This window comes from Pseudomonas sp. BF-R-01 (genome assembly GCF_019946615.1).
In the GTDB taxonomy this organism is placed as follows: domain Bacteria; phylum Pseudomonadota; class Gammaproteobacteria; order Pseudomonadales; family Pseudomonadaceae; genus Aquipseudomonas; species Aquipseudomonas migulae.
On record NZ_JAGYFX010000029.1, the window covers coordinates 1 to 21010 of the forward strand.

A 21010-nucleotide genomic window follows, 5' to 3' on the forward strand; every position below is an offset into this window, starting at 1 on the left:
ATGGACTTGGAGGCACCGCGGTTACCCGGAGCGGGCGCGTCATCGTTAACGTCCATCGCGAGCAGGCTCGCTCCTACAGGGGATATAACGGGGTTTGAGTATGGATCTGCATCGAGTGTTCGGTTGGTCATTGCTGCTGGGTCTGACGCTGTTGCCGACGCTGTCCATCGCAGCGGGCAAGTGTGAGCGACTGGTGGTCACCGGCAGCCCGGATGCGCCGCCGTATCTGTGGCAAGACCCGCAAAACCCCAAGCACCTGATCGGTGCCAGCGCCGACCTGCTGCAACAAGTAGCAGGGCAGCTGGGCATCAAGGTCGAGATGCTCTATGCCGGCAAACGCGCCCAGGCGCTGGAGGAAGTGCGCAGTGGGCGCATGGACATGCTGGCCGACGCGCCGTTGACGGTCAGTGAGCTGGAAACCCTGGATTACATCCATCCGCCGTTGCTGGAAAACGATTACCTGGTCTGGACCCGAAAAGACTCGCCACTGGTCTACAACCAGGCGCAGGACCTTCACGGTCATCCCGGCGCGTTGTCGGAAAAGTCTCGAATGACCCCGGAATTCGGTACGTTTGCCGAGCAGCAATTGACCCTCGTACGCACCCCCAACCTGACCCAGGCCCTTCAGAAATTGCTGTTGGGGGAAGTGGAATTTGTCCTCGCCGGACGCTATTCGGGCATGGCAGCCGCACAGGCCCTGAGCATGGCCAATGACCTCGTCGCGCGCCCGCAGCCGGTCGACAAACCCGGCCTGTTCCTCGCGGTTTCCCATAACTCTGCCTGCAACGATCCGTGGTTGCGCGGACAGCTGGCCAAAAAGATGACAGAATTGCCCGCGTCCGGACTGACGGAAGCCGTGCTGCAACGCAATATCGAGCGCTGGAAAGCGCAGCAACAGCAGCCACAGCAACCACCCGCCAGTACCCCAAAACAGTAGGGATTTTTAGTGAGTATTCGACCTCTTTTCGCTGCCCTGGCCGTTCTGGCTCTGGCGGGTTGTGCAGCCGATCCGGCGCCGAATGAACAGATACGCCTGACCGAACAGGTGCTCGTGCAAGCCAAAGCCGTGGGGGCCACCGCGGACGACGTGCCTGAAATGAAACTGGCCGAAGATAAATTCGCCCGTGCCCAAGGTGATATGGCCGATCAGTCTTACAAACATGCACGCATGCGCGCCGAACAGGCCGAACTTGACGCGCGGCTGGCCGAAGCCAAGGTCCTGACGCTCAAAAGTGAAGAGAAGCTGGATCTTCTCAACACCCGCATCACTCGATTGCGCAAGCAAGTGGGGGACGCACAATGAACCTCACGTCCAAAGCTATCGGCGGCTTGATCCTCGTGGGCTGTGCGAGTCTCTATGGCTGCGCCGGTCAGCACAGTGAAGCCGCGTTGCAAGAAGCGGGTGCCGACTTTCAGAAGGTGAAAGAAGATTCCAACGTGCTGCGAATCGCGCCGAAAGACGTGATCCGTGCCGGTGAATCCCTGGCCCGTGCCGATCGACTGTCCAGCTACTGGGGCAGCGGGTCCGACGTGCTGCATTACGCCTACCTGAGCCGGCGCTACAGCGAAATCGCTCGGGAGCACACCAATCAGGTACTCAACGAAGAGCGCGCGGCGAAGCTCGAACTGGAGCGTCAGCGCCTGCAACTGGCCCTGCGCGAATCCAAATTGCTGAGCGTGCAGCAGCAGGGCAAGTGGCTTGAAGAGCAGATTGTTGCGCTGGCCACGACCCAGACTGACCGTGGCCTGGTGATGACCCTCGGCGACGTGTTGTTCGACACCGGCGAAGCGGAGCTGAAAAACTCGGCGAACCGCGTGGTGTTGAAGATCGTGCAATTCCTGCAGCTCAATCCCAAGCGCGTCGTGCGCATCGAAGGCTACGCCGACAGCACCGGCGGCAAGCAGGAAAACCTCAAACTGTCCCGTGACCGTGCGCAATCGGTGGCGGACGTGTTGACGGACCTGGGCATCGACGAAAAACGCATTAAGGTCGAAGGTTATGGCGACGAATACCCGGTAGACGCGAACGCCTCGGAACGGGGCCGGGCGCAGAACCGTCGGGTGGAAATTGTGTTCTCCGACGAAAAAGGCCTGCTCGGCGCTGCCCGGTAATAGCAGATTCCGATTGAAACCACATACTCTGTAGGAGCCGGCTTGCTGGCGATGGCATCACCGCGGTGTTTCAGACGAACCGAAGTGATGCCATCGTCGGAACGCCGCCCGCAGCAAGCCGGCTCCTACAAACCCGGGCTGCCAGACAGCGCCGGGTTTTTTTGTGTCTGCGAATTGCCTCGCAAAGCAGTACAGATTTTGCTGACACTGCACTGTACCGTCGACTATTGTGGCAACTGTCCCCGTACACTTCTAAACTGTTCCGGTATTGTTTCACACAAGAATAAAATGCCCGTGAAATCGAGTGCTGCGTCATGACCAATCTCTTGCTCTACCAACGTATTGCTCAACAACTGGCCGAAGACATCCGTCGTGGGGTCTATCAGCCGGGGGAGCGCGTGCCTTCGGTGCGCAAGATGAGTTCGCAGCTCAATGTCAGCCACGCGACGGTGTTGCAGGCGTATGCCAATCTCGAAGATCAAGGGCTGATCCGTGCCCGGCCGCAGTCGGGTTACTACGTGCACCAGACGCCGGCCCTGACTGCGCCGACACCGGACATCGCCCGGGTCGAACGTCCCGGCCTGGTCACCCGCAGCAGCATCATTCAACAAGTGTTGGTCGAATCCCGTCGCGAGGGCGTGTTTCCCTTGGGCGCGGCGGTGCCGAGCGTCGATTACCTGCCAGTGCGGGCGCTGCATCAGCAGTTGGCCAAAGTCACCCGATTCCATAGCCCACGGGCATTCAGTTACATGTTCAGCCCCGGTTTTGAACCGTTGCGACGGCAAGTGGCGATTCGCATGCGCGATGCCGGCGTGGTGGTCGATCCGTCGGAAGTGGTAATCACCCACGGCTGCGTCGATGCCTTGCAGATGTCCCTGCGCGTGCTGACCCGGCCGGGCGACTTGATCGCCGCCGAGTCGCCAACCTACTACGGGTTGCTGCAACTGGCCGATCTGCTGGGCCTGAAAGTCATCGAGATCCCCAGCGATCCGGCCACCGGCATGAGCCTGGAAGCCTTGCAACTGGCAGCGAATCAGTGGTCGATCAAAGCGCTGGTGCTGACCACGCGCCTGAGCAATCCGCTGGGCGGCACCATGCCCGAAGAGCGGCAGAAACAACTGCTGCGCCTGGCCTCGGATTTCGATATTCAGGTGGTCGAAGACGATATCTACGGCGAACTGATGTTCGAGCAGGGCCGCACCAAGGCACTCAAGGCCTACGACCGGCTGGATCGGGTGATCTACTGCTCAAGCTTCTCCAAGACCCTGTCTCCGGGTGTGCGGATTGGCTGGATGATTGCCGGCAAGTACCAGCAGGAAATCCAGCGCTTGCAGACCTTCAGCACGCATTCGGCTTGCAGCGTTACGCAGATGGGGATCGCGGCGTATCTGGAAAATGGCGGTTACGACCGGCATTTGCGCTACATCCGTCAGGAGTACCGCAAAAATCTCAGCGCTTTCCAGCTCGCGGTGCAGCAGTATTTCCCGGAAGGCACGCAGATGACCCGGCCGACCGGCGGCTTCATTCTGTGGGTGAGTCTGCCGGGGCGGGTCAATACACAAGAACTTCATGTGCGCGCGTTGCAGCAAGGCATCAGCATCGCACCGGGGCTGATTTTCAGTAACACCGAGCAGTTCAATCACTGCATTCGGCTCAACTGCGGCATTCCCTGGAATCGCGAAGCCGAGCGTGCGTTGATGACCCTGGGCATGCTGGCTACCCAGCTTTGCCAGGAGATGGCCGGCGGAATATGACGGGCGGGCGGGTAATTCCTGCCCGAGCTTGTCATGTCGCGTCCAACGAGCGAGCATATGGCCCTCTGCCGATAGCGCCGTTCCCCGTTGGATCCATGAAACCGATTTTTCCTGCCGCCTGGTTGTCGATCTGCCTGTTGATAACCTTCAATTCGGAAGGCGTCCTGGCGGCTCCCGTTCAGGAAAAACCGGCCGCCAGCGCGACATCGAAAAAACCGGCACCGGCAAAAAAAGCCACGCCGGTCAAAAAGAAAGCGGCTACGCAGAAAAAACGTTCACCCATTGCCTCCAAATCGAAACCGGCCAGTGAAGTGGTGAAAACCAAACTGCCTTCGGCTGACCTGGATTTGAGCTTGCCTGAGGAAATGGCCGAAGAGTTTAAGCCGGTCGGTACAGTTCCATTGCCCCGGCACGACGCCGTGTTGCCGCAAATGTTCGGTGAGAAGGCTGGCAGCTCTCCGTTCCAGCTCAACGGACGACTGATCAGCAACGAAATGAAGTTGCAACTGCGTAACGAAGAGCGTCGGGAAGTCGAGGGCGCGGCGCTGGAATTGGAGTTCAAGCAGTAAATCCTTCCTCGGCGTGACCCGCAGGCCAGACGCTTTGTCGGAGACTGGTCAGTCACGCTGGTTTGAGCGTAAAAACCCGGCGACAGGTAATTTAAAACAACTGTTTTAGCGGTTACTCTGTGCCCCGTCCTTTAACACATCACCCGTCGCGAGGAGCTCGTCGTCATGAAATGCCGTGAAGGCTGTGGCGCCTGTTGCATTGCCCCTTCCATCAGTTCTCCGATTCCCGGTATGCCCAATGGCAAAGCCGCCGGAGAACGTTGCGTTCAACTCTCTGCCGAAAACCTGTGCAGTATTTTCGGCCAACCGGAACGTCCGGCCGTGTGTTCGGCGTTTGAAGCCGACGTCGAAGTTTGCGGAAGCAGCAGTGACGAAGCGATCAGATTGCTGGGCTGGTGGGAGCAGATGACGGCGGCGTGATGTGTCAACGAACGGAACTTCAACAATAAGGAATAAGATTATGGGTTCGCTGCATCGTATGGCTGTGCTGTGTGGTTTGACGGTTTTGCTGGCGACTGCCACCGCACAGGCCGAAGACTGGAAGGTGGCCAAGAATGAAGACGGCATCAAGGTGTCCTTGAGTGAAGTGGCCGGCTCTGACTACAAGGCTTATCAGGGCGTTACCCTGATGAAAACCACCATGGCCAAATTGCGCGCACTCCAGGAAGACGTGGCGGGCGCCTGCTCGTGGATTCACGAATGCAAGCAGCAGAAGCTGCTCAAGCATGAAGGCGATCAGAGCTGGACCTACACCCAGTTCAATACCCCATGGCCGGTGACTGCGCGTGATTCGGTGCTGCATATCACGACTACTGTAGGCGCCGATGGCAGTCTGACCCGTAAGCTTGAGGGTGTGCCGAAGTATATTCCTGAGGAAAAGGGTTTTGTGCGGGTTGCCAAGGTTGATGGGTTCTGGAAGTTCGTGCCCAAGGGTGACCAGATTGAAGTGACCTATCAGGTTCACACTGAGCCGGGTGGTAGCGTGCCTTCGATGATTGCCAACAAGTTTGTGGTTGATGCGCCGTTCAATACCTTGAAGGCCCTGAAAGAGCGTGCCGAGAAGTAATCGCTTCGTTTCTTTCTATAAAAAGCCCTGATTTGATCGGGGCTTTTTTTTGCGGGTTTGTTTGATTGGTGTGCATATCCGTTGCTGTGGTCATGGCGGCTTATGGTTTCGCTTTTACAGCGAGTCACTTTCGAAAAGCGCGAAAGTAACCAAAGCGCTCTTGCCCCTTTCGTTCGGTGCCTCGCTGTGGCTCGGCATGCCCTCGCTCCGGTCCTGCTCCGTGGGCCCGCCGCCATCGGCCATCCATGGCCGGGGGCGGCTAACCCGGCATCCATGCCGGGTTGCCCACTGCGCAGAACCTGCGCTCGGCCTCTCGAGGGGCGCTCAGATCAAAAGCGGAAGGCGAGCTAACGCTCGACCTGATGAGTGGTGGAAATCAAAAGCGTACGCGATTCCCTGTTGGAGCCGGCTTGCTGGCGATGGCGTCCGTCCATTCAATAAACAGGTTGACTGACCCACCGCTATCGCCGCCAAGCCGGCTCCTACAGTTGCTCGTATTCATCCAGACACCTATGCATTTCCCCTGTAGGAGCCAGCTTGCTGGCGATGGCGTCCGTCCAGTCAATAAACAGGTGACTGACCCACCGCTATCGCCGGCAAGCCGGCTCCCACAGTTGATCGTATTCATCCAGACACCTATGCATTTCCCCTGTAGGAGCCGGCTTGCTGGCGATGGCGTCCGTCCAGTCAATAAACAGGTGACTGACCCACCGCTATCGCCGCCAAGCCGGCTCCTACAGTTGATCGTATTCATCCAGACACCTATGCATTTCCCCTGTAGGAGCCAGCTTGCTGGCGATGGCGTCCGTTCAATCAATAAACAGGTGACTGATCCACTGCTATCGCCGGCGAGCCGGCTCCTACAGTTGATCGTATTCATCCAGACACCTATGCATTTCCCCTGTAGGAGCCAGCTTGCTGGCGATGGCGTCCGTCCAATCAATAAACAGGTGACTGACCCACCGCTATCGCCGCCAAGCCGGCTCCTACAGTTGCTCGTATTCATCCAGACACCTATGCATTTCCCCTGTAGGAGCCGGCTTGCTGGCGATGGCGTCCGTCCAGTCAATAAACAGGTTGACTGACCCACCGCTATCGCCGGCAAGCCGGCTCCTACAGTTGATCGTATTCATCCAGACACCTATGCATTTCCCCTGTAGGAGCCAGCTTGCTGGCGATGGCGTCCGTTCAATCAATAAACAGGTGACTGATCCACTGCTATCGCCGGCGAGCCGGCTCCTACAGTTGCTCGTATTCATCCAGACAACTATGCATTTCCCCTGTAGGAGCCAGCTTGCTGGCGATGGCGTCCGTCCAGTCAATAAACAGGTTGACTGACCCACCGCTATCGCCGGCGAGCCGGCTCCTACAGTTGATCGTATTCATCCTGACACCTATGCATTTCCCCTGTAGGAGCCAGCTTGCTGGCGATGGCGTCTGTCCAGTCAATAAACAGATGACTGATCCACCGCTATCGCCAGCAAGCCGGCTCCTACAGAGGGAATGTGCAAACATCCAAGACTAGTGCAGCCACCACAGTGCGGGAGAGTGCACACGACTGAGGAGCCAGGTCGGCTTTCAGGCCGCCTCGGCGGCTGTGGCGGTAGTCGCCCCCTCGAGAGGCCGAGTGGAGGTTCTGCGTAGTGGGCAACCCGGCATGGATGCCGGGTTAGCCGCCCCCGGCCATGGATGGCCGATGGCGGCGGGCCCACGGAGCAGGACCGGAGCGAGGGCATGCCGAGCCACAGCGAGGCACCGAACGAAAGGGGCAAGAGCCCTTTGGTTACTTTGGGGCTTTTCCAAAGTGACTCGCCGTAAGGGCGAAACCATAAGCCGCCGTGACCGAAGAAACGGATATGCCCACACCCAACTTATGGACTCTGAAAGACTTTATTGTGTTTCCGAATATGCACTACACAAAATTTTCACAAAGCCTCCAAGACAATTCGCCCGCGCCAGCCGTGCAGATCAGTAATCAATGGCAATGCCGCGGTTGATCGTGCAACATTTGCGCACCGCGCAAACCCCGGGGCCGAGAACTGGCCAACAGAGGGCAGGGCGCAGCTGTAATTTTGAAACTTCAACTTCCAATGGGTCCTAAAACGACATGGCAATCCCGGACGCCCTGAGTCAGCAGCGAGCTTCTAGTCGCCTGCTGCAACCGACCGTCAAATCGCATCTGGCCTACACGCTGCTGTGTGCCCTGGTCATGATGGTCATGTTCAGCCTGCTGCGCGTCGCGCTGCTGGTCTACAACCGCGAGATGATCCTCGACACCCCGGCCTCGACCTTCTTCGAAGCGTTCGCCAACGGCCTGCGCTTCGACCTGCGCCTGGTGGTCTACCTCAGCATTCCGCTGTTGCTGGCGCTGTTCAGCGCCCGGGCCATGGCGGCCCGCGGGTTCTTCCGTTTCTGGCTGACCATCGCTTCGAGCATCGCGCTGTTCCTCGGCCTGATGGAAATGGACTTCTATCGCGAGTTCCACCAGCGCCTCAACGGCCTGGTTTTCCAGTACGTGAAGGAAGACCCGAAAACCGTAATGAGCATGCTCTGGTACGGATTCCCGGTGGTTCGCTACCTGCTGGCCTGGGCCGTGGGCACGTTGATCCTGACCCTGGCGTTCAAGGGCGCCGACCGCGCGACCCGTCCTCGCGGTCCATTCAGCGGCGGCAGCATCGGAACGCGCCAGATCGCCCCGTGGTACGCGCGCATTGTCGTGTTCGTGGTGTGCCTGCTGGTCTGCGTGGTCGCGGCTCGCGGCACTCTGCGCCAAGGCCCGCCACTGCGTTGGGGTGACGTCTACACCACCGACTCCAACTTCGCCAACCAGTTGGGCCTCAACGGCACATTGTCGCTGGTCGCGGCGGCCAAGAGCCGGATGTCCGAAGATCGCGACAACATCTGGAAAGCCACGCTGCCGCAGCCGCAAGCTCAGCAAATCGTGCGTGACATGCTGGTGATGCCGAACGACAAACTGGTGGATGCCGAGACCGCGGCAGTGCGTCGCGATTACACGCCGCCGGCCGACAAGACTCTGCCGATCAAGAACGTCGTCGTGATCCTGATGGAAAGCATGGCCGGTCACTCGGTCGGTGCCCTCGGTGCACCGGGCAACATCACGCCGTACCTCGACAAGCTGTCGAAGGAAGGCCTGCTGTTTGACCGCTTCTTCTCCAACGGCACCCACACCCACCAGGGTATGTTCGCCACCATGGCCTGCTTCCCGAACCTGCCGGGTTTCGAATACCTGATGCAGACCCCGGAAGGCAGCCACAAACTGTCCGGCCTCCCGCAATTGCTCAGCGCCCGCGACTATGACGACGTGTACGTCTATAACGGCGACTTCGCCTGGGATAACCAGTCGGGTTTCTTCAGCAGCCAGGGCATGACCAACTTCATTGGTCGTAACGACTTCGTCAACCCGGTGTTCTCCGATCCAACCTGGGGTGTGTCCGACCAGGACATGTTCGACCGTGGTCTGGTCGAGCTCAAGGCACGGGAAAACGGCAAGCCGTTCTATGCCTTGCTGCAGACCCTGTCCAACCACACGCCATACGCCTTGCCGACGCCATTGCCGGTCGAGCGCGTGACCGATCGTGGCAGCCTGAACGAGCATTTGACCGCCATGCGTTACGCGGACTGGGCGCTCGGTCAGTTCTTTGAAAAGGCCCGCAAGGAGCCTTACTTCAAGGAAACCCTGTTTGTTATCGTCGGTGACCACGGTTTCGGCAACGAGCGCCAGATCACCGAAATGGACCTGGGCCGTTTCAACGTGCCGATGCTGATGATCGCACCGGGCATCCAGGACAAATTCGGCAAACTTGACCACACGGTAGGCACTCAAATCGACATCGTACCGACCATCATGGGTCGCATCGGTGGCGAAGTGCGTCATCAGTGCTGGGGGCGTGACCTGCTCGACCTGCCGGAAGGCGACACCGGTTTTGGCGTGATCAAACCGTCGGGCAGCGAACAGACCACGGCCATTGTCACGGCGGATCAGATTCTGGTCTTGCCGAAAGAAAAGGAAATGGAGCCGAAGATGTATCAGTACGAACTGGGCGCGACACCACACGCCGAGATCGTACCGAATGCACCTCGCACTGCCGAGCTGAAACTCAAGCTCGAAGCATTCCTGCAAACGGCGACCAAGAGCCTGATCGACAACACCGCCGGTGTCGTTGACGGCAAGCCGGACTGACTGTTGATGCAATAAAAAAGAGGCCCTTCAAGGGCCTCTTTTTTTTGCCTGTCAGATCTTTATATCTTGCCGAGTAACAGCAAAATCAACAGCACCACCAACACCACGCCGATGATACCCGACGGGCCATAACCCCAACTTCTGGAATGAGGGAAGACCGGCAGACCACCTACCAGCAGGAGGATCAGAATAATGATTAGTATTGTGCCCATGTCTATTTCCTTGTCGGAAGTGTTCTGAAATTGCCTGGTGTTAATTGTCAGCTGGACTGCAATAAACCCGAGCTGCTTGTAAATTCCGACTGGTGCACTTGAAAGAAAATTCCAAGTTTTTTTAATGTTTTTCGAAGAAAGGCTTATTTCGTTTTCAGGGGCCTGGTTGATACAGGCGCGCTCACGGTTTGCTCGCGCCATTCAGCAATCTGATGGAGCGTGGGTCGCGCAAGGTCCTTCGCTACACTCGACGCATCTTCCCCGGAACAACAAGGCTGTTTGCTATGCAAAATCGCATGATGATCACTGGCGCGGGCTCGGGCCTGGGTCGCGAAATCGCGCTGCGCTGGGCACGTGAAGGCTGGCAACTGGCTTTGTCGGATGTCAGCGAACCCGGTCTGCAGGAAACCCTGAAACTGGTTCGCGAAGCCGGCGGCGATGGCTTTATCCAGCGTTGCGACGTGCGCGATTACAGTCAGTTGACTGCGTTCGCCCAAGCCTGTGAAGTCAAGCTCGGCGGCATCGATGTCATCGTCAACAACGCCGGAGTTGCCTCGGGCGGGTTCTTCAGCGAACTGTCCCTGGAAGACTGGGACTGGCAGATCGCGATCAACCTGATGGGCGTGGTCAAGGGTTGCAAGGCGTTCTTGCCGCTGCTGGAAAAAAGCAAAGGCAAGATCATCAACATCGCGTCGATGGCCGCCCTGATGCAAGGCCCGGCGATGAGTAACTACAACGTGGCCAAGGCCGGTGTGGTGGCGTTGTCCGAAAGCCTGCTGATCGAACTGGCGCACCAGGAAGTTGGCGTGCATGTGGTGTGCCCGTCGTTCTTCCAGACCAACCTGCTGGACTCTTTCCGTGGTCCGACACCCGCCATGAAAGCGCAGGTTGGCAAGTTGCTGGAAAGTTCGCCGATTAGTGCGGCCGACATTGCCGACTACATCTATCAGCACGTCGCCGCCGGCGAATTCATGATCCTGCCCCACGAACAGGGCCGTATGGCCTGGGCGCTGAAGCAGAAGAACCCGCAACTGCTCTACGACGAAATGACCCTCATGGCCGATAAAATGCGCGCCAAGGCCAAACAGACTGCAGGCTGAACTTGCCCGCGCACAACGTCGCCGTTAGGGTGGCCGCCATCGGTCATCCTCGCGAGACGTTCGCATGCTCAATTACCTGTGGTTTTTTCTCGCCGCGCTGTTCGAAATCGCCGGCTGCTTTGCCTTCTGGATGTGGTTGCGCCAAGGCAAAAGCGTCTGGTGGGTGGTGCCGGCGCTGCTCAGCCTGACCTTGTTCGCGCTGCTGCTGACCCGTGTCGAGGCGAGCTACGCGGGGCGGGCTTATGCCGCCTACGGTGGCATCTACATCATTGCGTCGATTGGCTGGCTGGCCGTGGTCGAACGGATTCGCCCGCTCGGCTCTGACTGGATCGGCGTGGCGCTGTGTGTGATCGGCGCAAGCGTCATCCTGTTTGGCCCGCGTTTTTCCGCTGCCTGAAGCAAAGCCTCGGTTTGTAAGACGTTTCCTTAAGAGGTGTTCGCCTTGCGCTGTAGGGCGGGACTGTTTTGCCCTCGTCGCATTGAAGGCCCGCCGCGTGCCGGGCATCTTCAGGGTTCGATAACCCTGAAGGACGAATGCCATGCTTGTACTCAGCCGCGTTGTGGGCGAAATGATTTCCATCGGTGACGACATTTCGGTGCGTATTGTCGCCGTCAACGGCAACACGGTGCGCTTCGGCGTCGACGCGCCGCAAAGCGTCAATGTGCACCGTGCCGAAGTCTACAAACGCATCCAGGTCAAACTGGCAAAAACCAAAGGGCGATGAAGGCGTCAGTCGAACAGATGCTTGGGCACGTCGTGCTTGAGCATCAACTGGCATTGCTCGCTTTCCGGGTCGAAGACAATCAGCGCCTGACCTTTGGTCAGGGCCTGGCGAACACGCAATACGCGGGTTTCCAGCGGCGTGTCATCGCCGTTGTCGGTGCCGTCACGGGTCACGAAATCCTCGATCAGGCGGGTCAGGGTGTCGACTTCAAGTTGGTCGTGGGGAATCAGCATAGGCACCTCGGCTAAACAATGGCGCGATGCTACGGCGAATGATGGGTGGCGGCTAGTCTGGACCTGATGTGTTGCTTGGGCTGACGCCTTCGCGGGCAAGCCTCGCTCCTACAGACTTTGCGTCGATCCGAAGTAATGTGATCAACGCGAAACCTGTAGGAGCGAGGCTTGCCCGCGAAGGCGTCAGCCCAGGCAATGAAAATTCCGGATCAGCTATCCGACCGCTGCCCCACCAGGCTATCCACCGAAGGCACCCGCGTATCGCTTTCCATCTGCGTGTCATGTTCAATCTGATGACTGAAGCGGTCCAGCGAACCCTTGGCCGGTTGCGCATCGCTGGCAAACACCGGCGGGCTGAGGATGTAGGCGCCGAGCAGGCGACTGAGCGCCGCGAGGCTGTCGATGTGGGTGCGTTCGTAGCCGTGAGTCGCGTCGCATCCGAAGGCGAGCAGGGCGGTACGAATGTCATGGCCGGCGGTGACCGCCGAATGTGCATCGCTGAAGTAGTAGCGAAACAAGTCGCGGCGCACCGGCAACTCGTTGTCGCTGGCCAGTCGCAGCAAGTGCCGCGACAAGTGATAGTCATAAGGCCCGCCGGAATCCTGCATCGCCACGCTGACCGCATGTTCGCTGGAGTGCTGGCCGGGCGCGACCGGTGCGATGTCGATGCCGACGAATTCGCTGACGTCCCACGGTAACGCCGCCGCTGCACCGCTGCCGGTTTCCTCGGTGATGGTGAACAGCGGATGGCAGTCGATCATCAGTTCTTCGCCACTGTCGACGATCGCTTTAAGTGCCGCCAGCAGCGCGGCAACGCCGGCCTTGTCGTCGAGGTGACGGGCGCTGATGTGGCCGCTTTCGGTGAATTCCGGCAACGGGTCGAACGCGACGAAATCGCCGACGCTGATCCCCAGGGAATCGCAATCGGCGCGGGTCGCGCAATACGCGTCGAGGCGCAGTTCGATGTGATCCCAGCTGATCGGCATCTCGTCCACCGCCGTGTTGAACGCATGCCCGGACGCCATCAACGGCAACACGCTGCCACGGATAACGCCGTTGTCGGTAAACAGGCTGACGCGGCTGCCTTCGGCAAAACGACTGGACCAGCAGCCGACTGGCGCCAGAGTCAGGCGACCGTTGTCTTTCACTGCGCGAACGGCGGCGCCGATGGTGTCGAGGTGGGCGGAAACGGCGCGGTCGGGGCTGTTTTTCTTACCTTTAAGCGTGGCGCGGATGGTGCCGCGGCGAGTCATCTCGAAAGGAATGCCCAGCTCTTCAAGCCGCTCGGCGACGTAACGCACGATGGTGTCGGTGAAACCGGTCGGGCTCGGAATGGCGAGCATTTCCAGGAGGACTTTTTGCAGGTAGTTGAGGTCGGGTTCCGGGATTTTATGGGTCATGGAAACTCCTGATGAGTTGAGCGCATCGATGGTTTCGATGAGGGTAATTTGCGGTGTCTGTGAGGCCGTCTTCGCGGGCAAGCCTCGCTCCTACAGGGAATAGCGTCGTGCGCGATATTCCAAACGACGCAAAACCTGTAGGAGCGAGGCTTGCCCGCGAAGGCGCCAACCCAGGCACCACATCACTAAGAGACCGCCGGCTGACTATGCGGAAACAACAGATCCACAAACCGCTCGGCCGTCGGCTGCGGCTCATGGTTGGCCAGGCCGGCGCGTTCATTGGCCTCGATAAACACGTATTGCGCCTGATCCGCCGCCGGCACCATCAGGTCGAGCCCGACCATCGGAATATCCAGCGCCCGCGCCGCGCGGACGGCGGCCTCCGCCAGCGTGGGATGCAGGATCGCCGTGACATCTTCAAGCACACCGCCGGTATGAAGATTCGCCGTACGCCGTACGAACAAATGTTCACCCGCCGGCAGAATGCTGCTGTAGTCGTAACCCGCTGCCTGCAACGTGCGTTCGGTCTCGTGGTCCAGCGGGATTTTGCTTTCACCGCTGGTGGCCGCCTGCCGACGCCGACTCTGGGCGTCAATCAGCGCACCGATGGAATGCTGCCCGTCGCCCACCACTTCGGCCGGCCGGCGAATCGCCGCCGCCACCACCTCAAACCCGATCACCAGAATCCGCAGGTCGAGGCCTTCGTGAAAGCTTTCCAGCAGCACGCGGCTGTCGAACTGACGGGCTGATTCGATGGCTTGCTGGACGTCTTCGATGGTCCGCAGATCCACCGCCACCCCTTGACCCTGTTCGCCATCCAGCGGCTTGACCACCACCCGCTCGTGTTCGTCGAGAAACGCCAGGTTGTCATCGGCGTTGCCCGCCAGTTGCTGGCTCGGCAGATTCAGACCGGCCGCCTTCAACACTTTGTGCGTCAGGCTTTTGTCCTGGCACAGGCTCATGCTGATGGCGCTGGTCAGGTCACTCAGCGACTCGCGGCAACGTACCCGCCGTCCGCCGTGGCTGAGGGTAAACATCCCGGCCTCGGCATCATCGACCTGCACATCGATGCCGCGACGATGGGCTTCCTCGACAATGATCCGCGCGTAGGGGTTGAACTCGGCTTCAGGACCGGGGCCGAGAAACAACGGTTGGTTAATGCCGTTCTTGCGCTTGATCGCAAAGGTCGACAGGTTGCGAAAACCGAGCTTGGCATAAAGACTTTTCGCCTGGCGATTGTCGTGCAGTACGGACAGGTCCAGGTAACTCAAGCCACGGCTCATGAAGTGTTCGATCAAATGCCGTACCAGCACTTCACCGACGCCGGGCCGCGAACAGTGCGGATCGACTGCCAGGCACCAGAGGCTGCTGCCGTTTTCCGGATCGTTGAACGCCTTGTGATGATTGAGGCCCATGACACTGCCGATGACCGCGCCGCTGTCCTCGTCCTCGGCCAGCCAGTACACCGGGCCGCCCAGATGACGCGGGGTCAGCAGACGGGCGTCGATCGGCAACATGCCACGCGCCTGATACAACTGATTGATCGCCTGCCAGTCGGCATCGCCTTGCGCACGACGAATGCGAAAGCCGCGGAACACACGGGTCGCCTGCCGGTAATCGCTGAACCACAAGCGCAAGGTGTCAGATGGATCGAGAAACAACTGGGCCGGCTCCAGCCCCAGCACTTGCTGGGGCGCGGCGACATAGAGGGCGATATCCCGTTCGCCCGGTTGCTCATTGAGCAACTCTTGGGCGAGGCTCGCCGGGTCGGGGAACGTATGGCCGATCAACAACCGGCCCCAGCCGCAATGCACGGCAATCGGCGCGGTACCGAGTTCACTGCCGTCTTCAGCCAGACGCGCCTGCAAGCGTTCGTAGGAGGGCGCCTGACCGCGCAACAAGCGTTGGCTGTACGCCGTGGCGTGAGGTTTCATCGATCAGATTCCTTGTTCACTGAGCCACAGGTTCAGCGCCGCCAATTGCCACAGCTTCGAGCCGCGCAACGGGGTCAACTGGCCTTGTGGATCGGTCAGCAAACGGTCGAGCATCGCCGGGTTGAACAGGCCACGATCCTGGCTCGGGTCCAGCAGCAATTCGCGCACCCAGTTCAGCGTGTCGCCCTGCAAATGCTTGAGACCCGGCACCGGGAAGTAACCCTTTTTACGGTCGATGACTTCGCTCGGAATCACCAGTCGCGCCGCTTCTTTCAGCACTTGTTTGCCGCCGTCCGGCAGTTTGAATTTGCCCGGCACCCGGGCTGACAATTCCACCAGGCGATAGTCGAGAAACGGCGTGCGCGCTTCCAGGCCCCAGGCCATGGTCATGTTGTCGACGCGTTTGACCGGGTCATCCACCAGCATCACCGTGCTGTCCAGACGCAAGGCTTTGTCCACCGCCGCATCGGCACCGGGCTGTGCGAAATGTTCCTTCACGAAGTCGCCGGCGGCGTCATTCGCGGTCAGCCATTTCGGCTGAACGGTGGCAGCGTAGTCGTCGTAACTGCGGTCGAAAAACGCTTCGCGATACGCCGCGTAGGGATCGGCTGCGCCATCGACCTGCGGATACCAGTGATAACCGGCGAACAATTCGTCCGCCCCCTGGCCGCTTTGCACCACTTTGCAATGCTTGGCCACTTCGCGGGACAACAGATAGAACGCGATGCAGTCATGGCTGACCATCGGCTCGCTCATCGCGCGGAAGGCGGCGGGCAGTTGCTCGATGATCTCTTTTTCGTCGATGCGCAGTTGATGATGTTGGGTGCCGTAATGCCTGGCGATCAGATCCGAATACTGGAACTCGTCACCGCGCTCGCCGCCGGCATCCTGGAAACCGATGGAGAAGGTCGACAGGTTTTCTACGCCGACCTCCCGCAACAGACCGACGAGCATGCTCGAATCGACACCGCCCGACAGCAACACGCCGACGTCCACCGCTGCCCGTTGACGAATCGCCACCGCATCGCGGGTGCTGTCGAGTACGCGGTCGCGCCAGTCTTCGAGGGTCAGATTTTTCTCATCCTCGTGTGGGCCGTAGGGCAGGGTCCACCAGGTTTTCTGCTCGGTGGTGCCGTCCGCTTCGATGCGCATCCAGGTGGCGGGCGGCAGCTTTTCGATGCCGGCCAGCAAGGTGCGCGGCGCCGGGACCACCGCGTGGAAGTTCAGATAATGATTGAGCGCCACCGGATCGAGGATCGGGTTGATATCGCCGCCCTTGAGCAACGCGGGCAATGCCGAGGCAAAGCGCAGGCGCTGGCCGGTGCGCGACAGGTACAGCGGCTTCACGCCGAGACGGTCACGGGCGATGAACAGGCGCTTGGCGTCACGCTCCCAGATGGCGAAGGCAAACATGCCGTTGAGCTTGGGCAACAGCGCTTCGCCCCAGGCGTGGTAGCCCTTGAGCAGCACTTCGGTGTCGCCGCCGGAATAGAAGGCGTAACCGAGGGATTCAAGTTCGGTACGCAGTTCGGGGAAGTTGTAGATCGCGCCGTTGAAGGCCAGGGACAGGCCCAGTTGATGGTCGATCATCGGCTGCGCCGAGCCGTCCGACAGGTCCATGATTTTCAGGCGACGATGGCCAAGGGCAATCGGCCCCTGGCTGTGAAAGCCCCACGCGTCAGGGCCGCGAGGCGCCAGGTGATGAGTGATTCGTTCAATGGCTGCAAGGTCTGCAGGTTGATGATCAAAGCGTAACTCGCCAGCTAATCCGCACATAAAGTCCTTACCGGTTTTTCCGTTGGGGAGGGTCAATCGATACCGCGCCCAAAGGGCAGGTACTCAGAAACTGACCCGGTGGGATCGTGGGAGTTTTAGATCGATAAGTAATAAAGGTGCTGGGTGCGTGCCAAGGCTTTAAGTACAAAACCTCGTATGCCCGGCAACCAGGTGCCTCATTTGCCTCGAATCAATCGGCGCAAGGCGAAGCGGTTCGGATGACACGCCTCGGCCACGGCTCTTGGTAATGGCAGCGGTTCGTTATCCAGCCACGCGGCGAGCAATTCGCCTGACAACGGCGCGGTGATCAACCCTCGGGAACCGTGGCCGCTGTTGACATACAAACCGTCCAGCCATGGGCAAGGGATGTCCGGGGTTTGCCGGGCATCCTTGCTCAAGGCGCTGTAGGCGTCGGCGAACGCCTGACCGTCGGCCAGTGGGCCGACAATCGGCAAGTAATCCGGGCTGGTGCAGCGAAACGCCGCCCGGCCTTCAAGTGCTTCAGGCTGCAAAGCATTTGCGCCGAGCCGAGCGACCAGGTCTACCGAAATTTCCTCAAGCATTTGCAGATTGCCTGCATGTTCGGCAGCGGTTGGGGTCAGGTCATCGGAGTTGAAATCGAAACTGGCGCCCAGGGTGTGTTCACCCAAACGAGCTGGCGCGACATAACCTTCGGCGCAGACGACGGTGCCCAGTACCTCGCTTTCAGAGGTCTGTGGCAGGCGAGTGATTTGTCCACGAATGCGTTTGAGCGGCAGCTCGCTGCTGTAAGTGAAGCGCTTGATCTCGGCGGCGCCGGCCAGTATCACTACCGGGGCATCGGCCAGCACGGTTTCGCCATCCAGGGCTTGCCAGTGTCCGTGTGCTCGGCGCAACTCCAGCACATCGTGATGGGTCAGGATCTGTATGTTCGGGTGCGCCGCTTGCCATTGGCACAGGGCGGGCGGGTGCACCCAGCCGCCTTCGGGGTAGAACAGGCCACCCGATTGCAGCGCGATGCCGGCGCGGATTTCGGCCTGCGCTTGATCGAGCGTGTGCAGCAAGTCCTCGGGAAACGCTGCGGCCAATTGCGCCTGACGCTCCGCTTCCTTGGCATTGAAGGCCAGTTGCAGTACGCCGCAATCGTCCCAGTCGAGACCTCGATGCAACTGCTCAAGCAAGCGGCGGGTGTGGCCGAACCCGCTGACGATCAATTGTGACAACGCGGTGCCATGGGCGGAAAGCTTGAGGTACAAAACCCCTTGAGGATTGCCCGAGGCTTCCTGCGCCAGTGCGCCGTGACGCTCCAGCAGACTGACTTGCCAACCCCGCGCAGCGAGGCTGGCGGCTGTCGCGCAACCGGCGAGGCCGGCGCCGATCACCAGAGCACGACGTTCGCCGGTCAGGGGGGCCGGACGCGCAAACCACGGTTTTACCATGACGGGCTTCGTGACTTCCTCCGGCCAACCGAGAAACACCCCGCGCAGGATTTCCCATTTGTGGCCGATGCCGGGCGTGCGTTTCATCTTGAAGCCTGCGGCATTCAACAGACGACGTACCCAACCGGTGCTGGTGAAGGTGCTGATCGTCGAGCCGGGCGCCGCGAGTCGGGCCAGCTCGACAAACAGTTCGGCGGTCCACATGTCGGGGTTTTTCGCCGGGGCGAAACCGTCGAGAAACCAGGCATCGATCTGCGCGTCCAGCTGTGGCAACTGTTCCAGCGCATCGCCGATCAGCAGCGTCAGGGTGATGCGTCCGTGGTCCAGGATCAGGCGCTGGAAACCTTGATGGATCGCCACGTATTGCGCCAACAGTTGATCGGCAAACGGCTTGAGCTCCGGCCACAAGGCGAGCGCCCGCTGCAGGTCGGGCAGGCTCAGCGGGTACTTTTCGACACTGACAAAATGCAACCGCGCACCGGCCACCGCGTGCTGTTCGAACAACTGCCAGGCGCACAGGAAATTCAACCCGGTACCAAAACCTGTCTCGCCAATCACCAGTTTCCCGTCCACCGGCAATGCCGCGAAACGCTCACGCAACGCGTTCTGTTCGAGGAAGACGTAACGGGTTTCGTCCAGCCCGGACAGGTTGGAAAAATACACATCATCGAACACCCGCGAGCGCGGGAGACCTTGGTCGTCCCAGTCGAGCTGGGCGTGGGGCAGTACAGGTTTCATGGCAGGCTCGGCAACGGCAAGGCGACCATTCTAGCCGATCGCCGAGTCGCTGCTTGATCCATGGCAACGTCCGGATCTGGCCAGGCAGTGAAAATGGGATTTCTCCCACGCAGGGGAGGTCAATCCGCTAGTCTTGTTCAATCCTGGAAGGAGCCGCCCCATGTTCGAATCTGCTGAAATCGGTCACGTCATCGACAAAGAAACCTATGAAGCCGAAGTGCCGGCGCTGCGTGAAGCGTTGCTCGAGGCGCAGTTCGAACTTCAGCAGCAAAAACGCTTTCCGGTGATCATTTTGATCAACGGCATCGAAGGTGCCGGCAAGGGCGAGACCGTGAAGCTGCTCAACGAGTGGATGGACCCGCGCCTGATCGAGGTCCGCACGTTCGATCAGCAGACCGACGAAGAACTGGCGCGACCACCGGCCTGGCGCTACTGGCGGATGCTTCCGGCCAAGGGCCGCATGGGCATCTTCTTTGGTAACTGGTACAGCCAGATGTTGCAGGCCCGGGTTCATGGCGTGATCAAGGAACCCCGGTTCGATCAGAGCATCAACGGTGCCGAACGCCTGGAAAAGATGTTGTGTGACGAAGGCGCGTTGATCTTCAAGTTCTGGTTCCACCTTTCCAAGAAGCAAATGAAGGACCGCCTCAAGGCCCTGGCCGACGACCCGCTGCACAGCTGGCGCATCAGCCCGCTGGACTGGCAGCAATCGGAGACTTACGACAAGTTCGTCAAGTATGGCGAACGCATTCTGCGCCGCACCAGCCGCGACTATGCGCCGTGGCATGTGATCGCCGGGATGGACCCGCGCTATCGGAGCCTGGCGGTCGGCAAGATTCTGCTTGAAGGCCTGCAAGGCGCGTTGAAAAGGCCGAAGATTCACCCGGATAAAGTCAGCGCCGCGCCATTGGCCAGCAGTGTCGATCTGGTGAACCTGCTCGACAGCCTCGACCTGAACCAGCACCTGGAAAAGGAAGACTACGAAGAACAACTGATCACCGAGCAGGCGCGTTTTTCCGGTTTGATGCGTGACAAACGCATGCGCCGGCACGCCTTGATCGCCGTGTTCGAAGGCAACGACGCGGCCGGCAAGGGCGGGGCGATCCGCCGGGTGGCCGCCGCGCTCGATCCTCGGCAATACAGCATCGTGCCGATTGCTGCGCCCACCGAAGAAGAGCGGGCGCATCCGTACCTGTGGCGATTCTGGCGACATATTCCGGCACGGGCCAAATTCACCGTGTTCGACCGTTCCTGGTATGGCCGGGTGCTGGTGGAGCGTATCGAAGGCTTTTGCAGCCCGGCCGACTGGCTGCGCGCCTACGGTGAGATCAACGACTTCGAAGAGCAGATCGCCGATGCCGGAGTGATCGTGGTCAAGTTCTGGCTGGCCATCGACAAACAGACACAACTGGAGCGCTTCGAAGAGCGCGAACAGATCCCCTTCAAGCGCTTCAAAATTACCGAAGATGACTGGCGCAACCGGGATAAGTGGGAGGCCTATCGCGCCGCGGTCGGCGACATGGTCGACCGTACCAGCACCGAAATTTCCCCCTGGACGCTGGTGGAAGCCAACGACAAGCGCTGGGCCCGGGTCAAGGTTTTGCGCACGCTCAACCAGGCGCTGGAAGCAGCATTCGAAAAGTCCGACAAGCATGAAAAGAAACTGAAAAAGCCCAAGACTTGAACCGATGGTGACGCATACGCGGGGTGAATGATTGTCGCGACCGGTCACGGCTGGACTTATGCTCGATCCACTCTCAACCGACAACAAT

At 59.8% G+C, this 21010-nt stretch carries 20 protein-coding genes; 12 read left to right on the forward strand and 8 right to left on the reverse strand.

Going from position 1 to position 21010, the window contains the following annotated elements; translation table 11 throughout:
• The first annotated feature begins 100 nt into the window (after positions 1 to 100).
• The 7 genes from KGB27_RS13160 (at position 101) to KGB27_RS13190 (ending at position 5501) form a co-directional block, all read left to right on the forward strand.
• Positions 101 to 937 (forward strand): substrate-binding periplasmic protein, encoded by an 837-nt coding sequence (locus KGB27_RS13160; RefSeq protein ID WP_223415218.1) that lies wholly within the window; start codon positions 101 to 103, stop codon positions 935 to 937.
• 9 nt (positions 938 to 946) lie between these two features.
• Positions 947 to 1303: a DUF4398 domain-containing protein gene (locus tag KGB27_RS13165; protein ID WP_008040864.1), complete on the forward strand. Its 357-nt coding sequence runs from the start codon at positions 947 to 949 to the stop codon at positions 1301 to 1303.
• Positions 1300 to 2112 carry an OmpA family protein gene (locus KGB27_RS13170; RefSeq protein ID WP_008040863.1) on the forward strand — a complete coding sequence of 271 codons (813 nt, stop codon included), beginning with the start codon at positions 1300 to 1302 and terminating at the stop codon, positions 2110 to 2112. The genes KGB27_RS13165 and KGB27_RS13170 overlap by 4 nt, the downstream gene beginning before the upstream one ends.
• 314 nt (positions 2113 to 2426) lie before the next feature.
• On the forward strand, positions 2427 to 3866 hold the full coding sequence (locus tag KGB27_RS13175; RefSeq protein ID WP_207286296.1) for a PLP-dependent aminotransferase family protein: 1440 nt from the start codon (positions 2427 to 2429) through the stop codon (positions 3864 to 3866).
• Between the two features lie 95 nt (positions 3867 to 3961).
• The gene (locus KGB27_RS13180) at positions 3962 to 4435 is read left to right on the forward strand and encodes a translation initiation factor 2 (protein WP_207286297.1); all 474 of its coding nucleotides are present in this window, start codon (positions 3962 to 3964) and stop codon (positions 4433 to 4435) included.
• Between the two features lie 165 nt (positions 4436 to 4600).
• Complete coding sequence (locus KGB27_RS13185; protein WP_207286298.1) at positions 4601 to 4855, forward strand: YkgJ family cysteine cluster protein; 255 nt, start codon at positions 4601 to 4603, stop codon at positions 4853 to 4855.
• 40 nt (positions 4856 to 4895) lie between these two features.
• Positions 4896 to 5501: an START domain-containing protein gene (locus tag KGB27_RS13190; RefSeq protein WP_008040859.1), complete on the forward strand. Its 606-nt coding sequence runs from the start codon at positions 4896 to 4898 to the stop codon at positions 5499 to 5501.
• 986 nt (positions 5502 to 6487) lie between these two features.
• Here the strand turns inward: KGB27_RS13190 and KGB27_RS13195 are convergent.
• Both KGB27_RS13195 and KGB27_RS13200 read right to left on the reverse strand, forming a co-directional pair.
• A complete protein-coding gene (locus KGB27_RS13195; protein ID WP_223554799.1) occupies positions 6488 to 6634 on the reverse strand; it encodes a hypothetical protein in 147 nt (48 codons plus the stop codon).
• Positions 6635 to 6740: 106 nt separating this feature from the next.
• Positions 6741 to 6887 carry a hypothetical protein gene (locus tag KGB27_RS13200; RefSeq protein ID WP_223554801.1) on the reverse strand — a complete coding sequence of 49 codons (147 nt, stop codon included), beginning with the start codon at positions 6885 to 6887 and terminating at the stop codon, positions 6741 to 6743.
• A gap of 721 nt (positions 6888 to 7608) precedes the next feature.
• On the opposite strand from KGB27_RS13200, the gene KGB27_RS13205 reads away from it, so the two are divergent.
• The gene (locus KGB27_RS13205; RefSeq protein WP_192420936.1) at positions 7609 to 9702 is read left to right on the forward strand and encodes an LTA synthase family protein; all 2094 of its coding nucleotides are present in this window, start codon (positions 7609 to 7611) and stop codon (positions 9700 to 9702) included.
• 59 nt (positions 9703 to 9761) lie between these two features.
• On the opposite strand, the gene KGB27_RS13210 is transcribed toward KGB27_RS13205, so the two are convergent.
• Positions 9762 to 9920, reverse strand: a complete 159-nt coding sequence (locus tag KGB27_RS13210) for a DUF3309 family protein (protein ID WP_174602692.1) — start codon at positions 9918 to 9920, stop codon at positions 9762 to 9764.
• A 278-nt stretch (positions 9921 to 10198) separates the two neighbouring features.
• Here KGB27_RS13210 and KGB27_RS13215 point away from each other — a divergent pair, with 278 nt between their 5' ends.
• From KGB27_RS13215 to csrA, 3 genes are all read left to right on the forward strand, one after another.
• Positions 10199 to 11014 (forward strand): SDR family oxidoreductase, encoded by an 816-nt coding sequence (locus KGB27_RS13215; protein ID WP_008034550.1) that lies wholly within the window; start codon positions 10199 to 10201, stop codon positions 11012 to 11014.
• Between the two features lie 64 nt (positions 11015 to 11078).
• Positions 11079 to 11411 (forward strand): YnfA family protein, encoded by a 333-nt coding sequence (locus tag KGB27_RS13220; RefSeq protein ID WP_008034549.1) that lies wholly within the window; start codon positions 11079 to 11081, stop codon positions 11409 to 11411.
• Positions 11412 to 11553: 142 nt separating this feature from the next.
• Complete coding sequence (gene csrA, locus KGB27_RS13225) at positions 11554 to 11739, forward strand: carbon storage regulator CsrA (RefSeq protein WP_008034548.1); 186 nt, start codon at positions 11554 to 11556, stop codon at positions 11737 to 11739.
• Between the two features lie 5 nt (positions 11740 to 11744).
• Here csrA and KGB27_RS13230 read toward each other — a convergent pair whose 3' ends face one another.
• The 5 genes from KGB27_RS13230 to mnmC all read right to left on the reverse strand — a co-directional run bounded on the left by KGB27_RS13230 (position 11745) and on the right by mnmC (position 19238).
• Complete coding sequence (locus tag KGB27_RS13230; RefSeq protein ID WP_003199186.1) at positions 11745 to 11972, reverse strand: YheU family protein; 228 nt, start codon at positions 11970 to 11972, stop codon at positions 11745 to 11747.
• A gap of 209 nt (positions 11973 to 12181) precedes the next feature.
• Positions 12182 to 13372: an osmoprotectant NAGGN system M42 family peptidase gene (locus KGB27_RS13235; RefSeq protein WP_192227889.1), complete on the reverse strand. Its 1191-nt coding sequence runs from the start codon at positions 13370 to 13372 to the stop codon at positions 12182 to 12184.
• Positions 13373 to 13557: 185 nt separating this feature from the next.
• A complete protein-coding gene (ngg, locus tag KGB27_RS13240) occupies positions 13558 to 15306 on the reverse strand; it encodes an N-acetylglutaminylglutamine synthetase (RefSeq protein ID WP_223434633.1) in 1749 nt (582 codons plus the stop codon).
• A 3-nt stretch (positions 15307 to 15309) separates the two neighbouring features.
• Positions 15310 to 17082 (reverse strand): N-acetylglutaminylglutamine amidotransferase, encoded by a 1773-nt coding sequence (locus KGB27_RS13245; protein WP_223554803.1) that lies wholly within the window; start codon positions 17080 to 17082, stop codon positions 15310 to 15312.
• A gap of 176 nt (positions 17083 to 17258) precedes the next feature.
• The gene (gene mnmC / locus KGB27_RS13250; protein ID WP_223554805.1) at positions 17259 to 19238 is read right to left on the reverse strand and encodes a bifunctional tRNA (5-methylaminomethyl-2-thiouridine)(34)-methyltransferase MnmD/FAD-dependent 5-carboxymethylaminomethyl-2-thiouridine(34) oxidoreductase MnmC; all 1980 of its coding nucleotides are present in this window, start codon (positions 19236 to 19238) and stop codon (positions 17259 to 17261) included.
• 160 nt (positions 19239 to 19398) lie between these two features.
• Between mnmC and pap the strand changes: the two genes are divergently transcribed.
• Positions 19399 to 20922 (forward strand): polyphosphate:AMP phosphotransferase, encoded by a 1524-nt coding sequence (pap, locus tag KGB27_RS13255; protein ID WP_008035689.1) that lies wholly within the window; start codon positions 19399 to 19401, stop codon positions 20920 to 20922.
• The last annotated feature ends 88 nt before the right edge of the window (positions 20923 to 21010 follow it).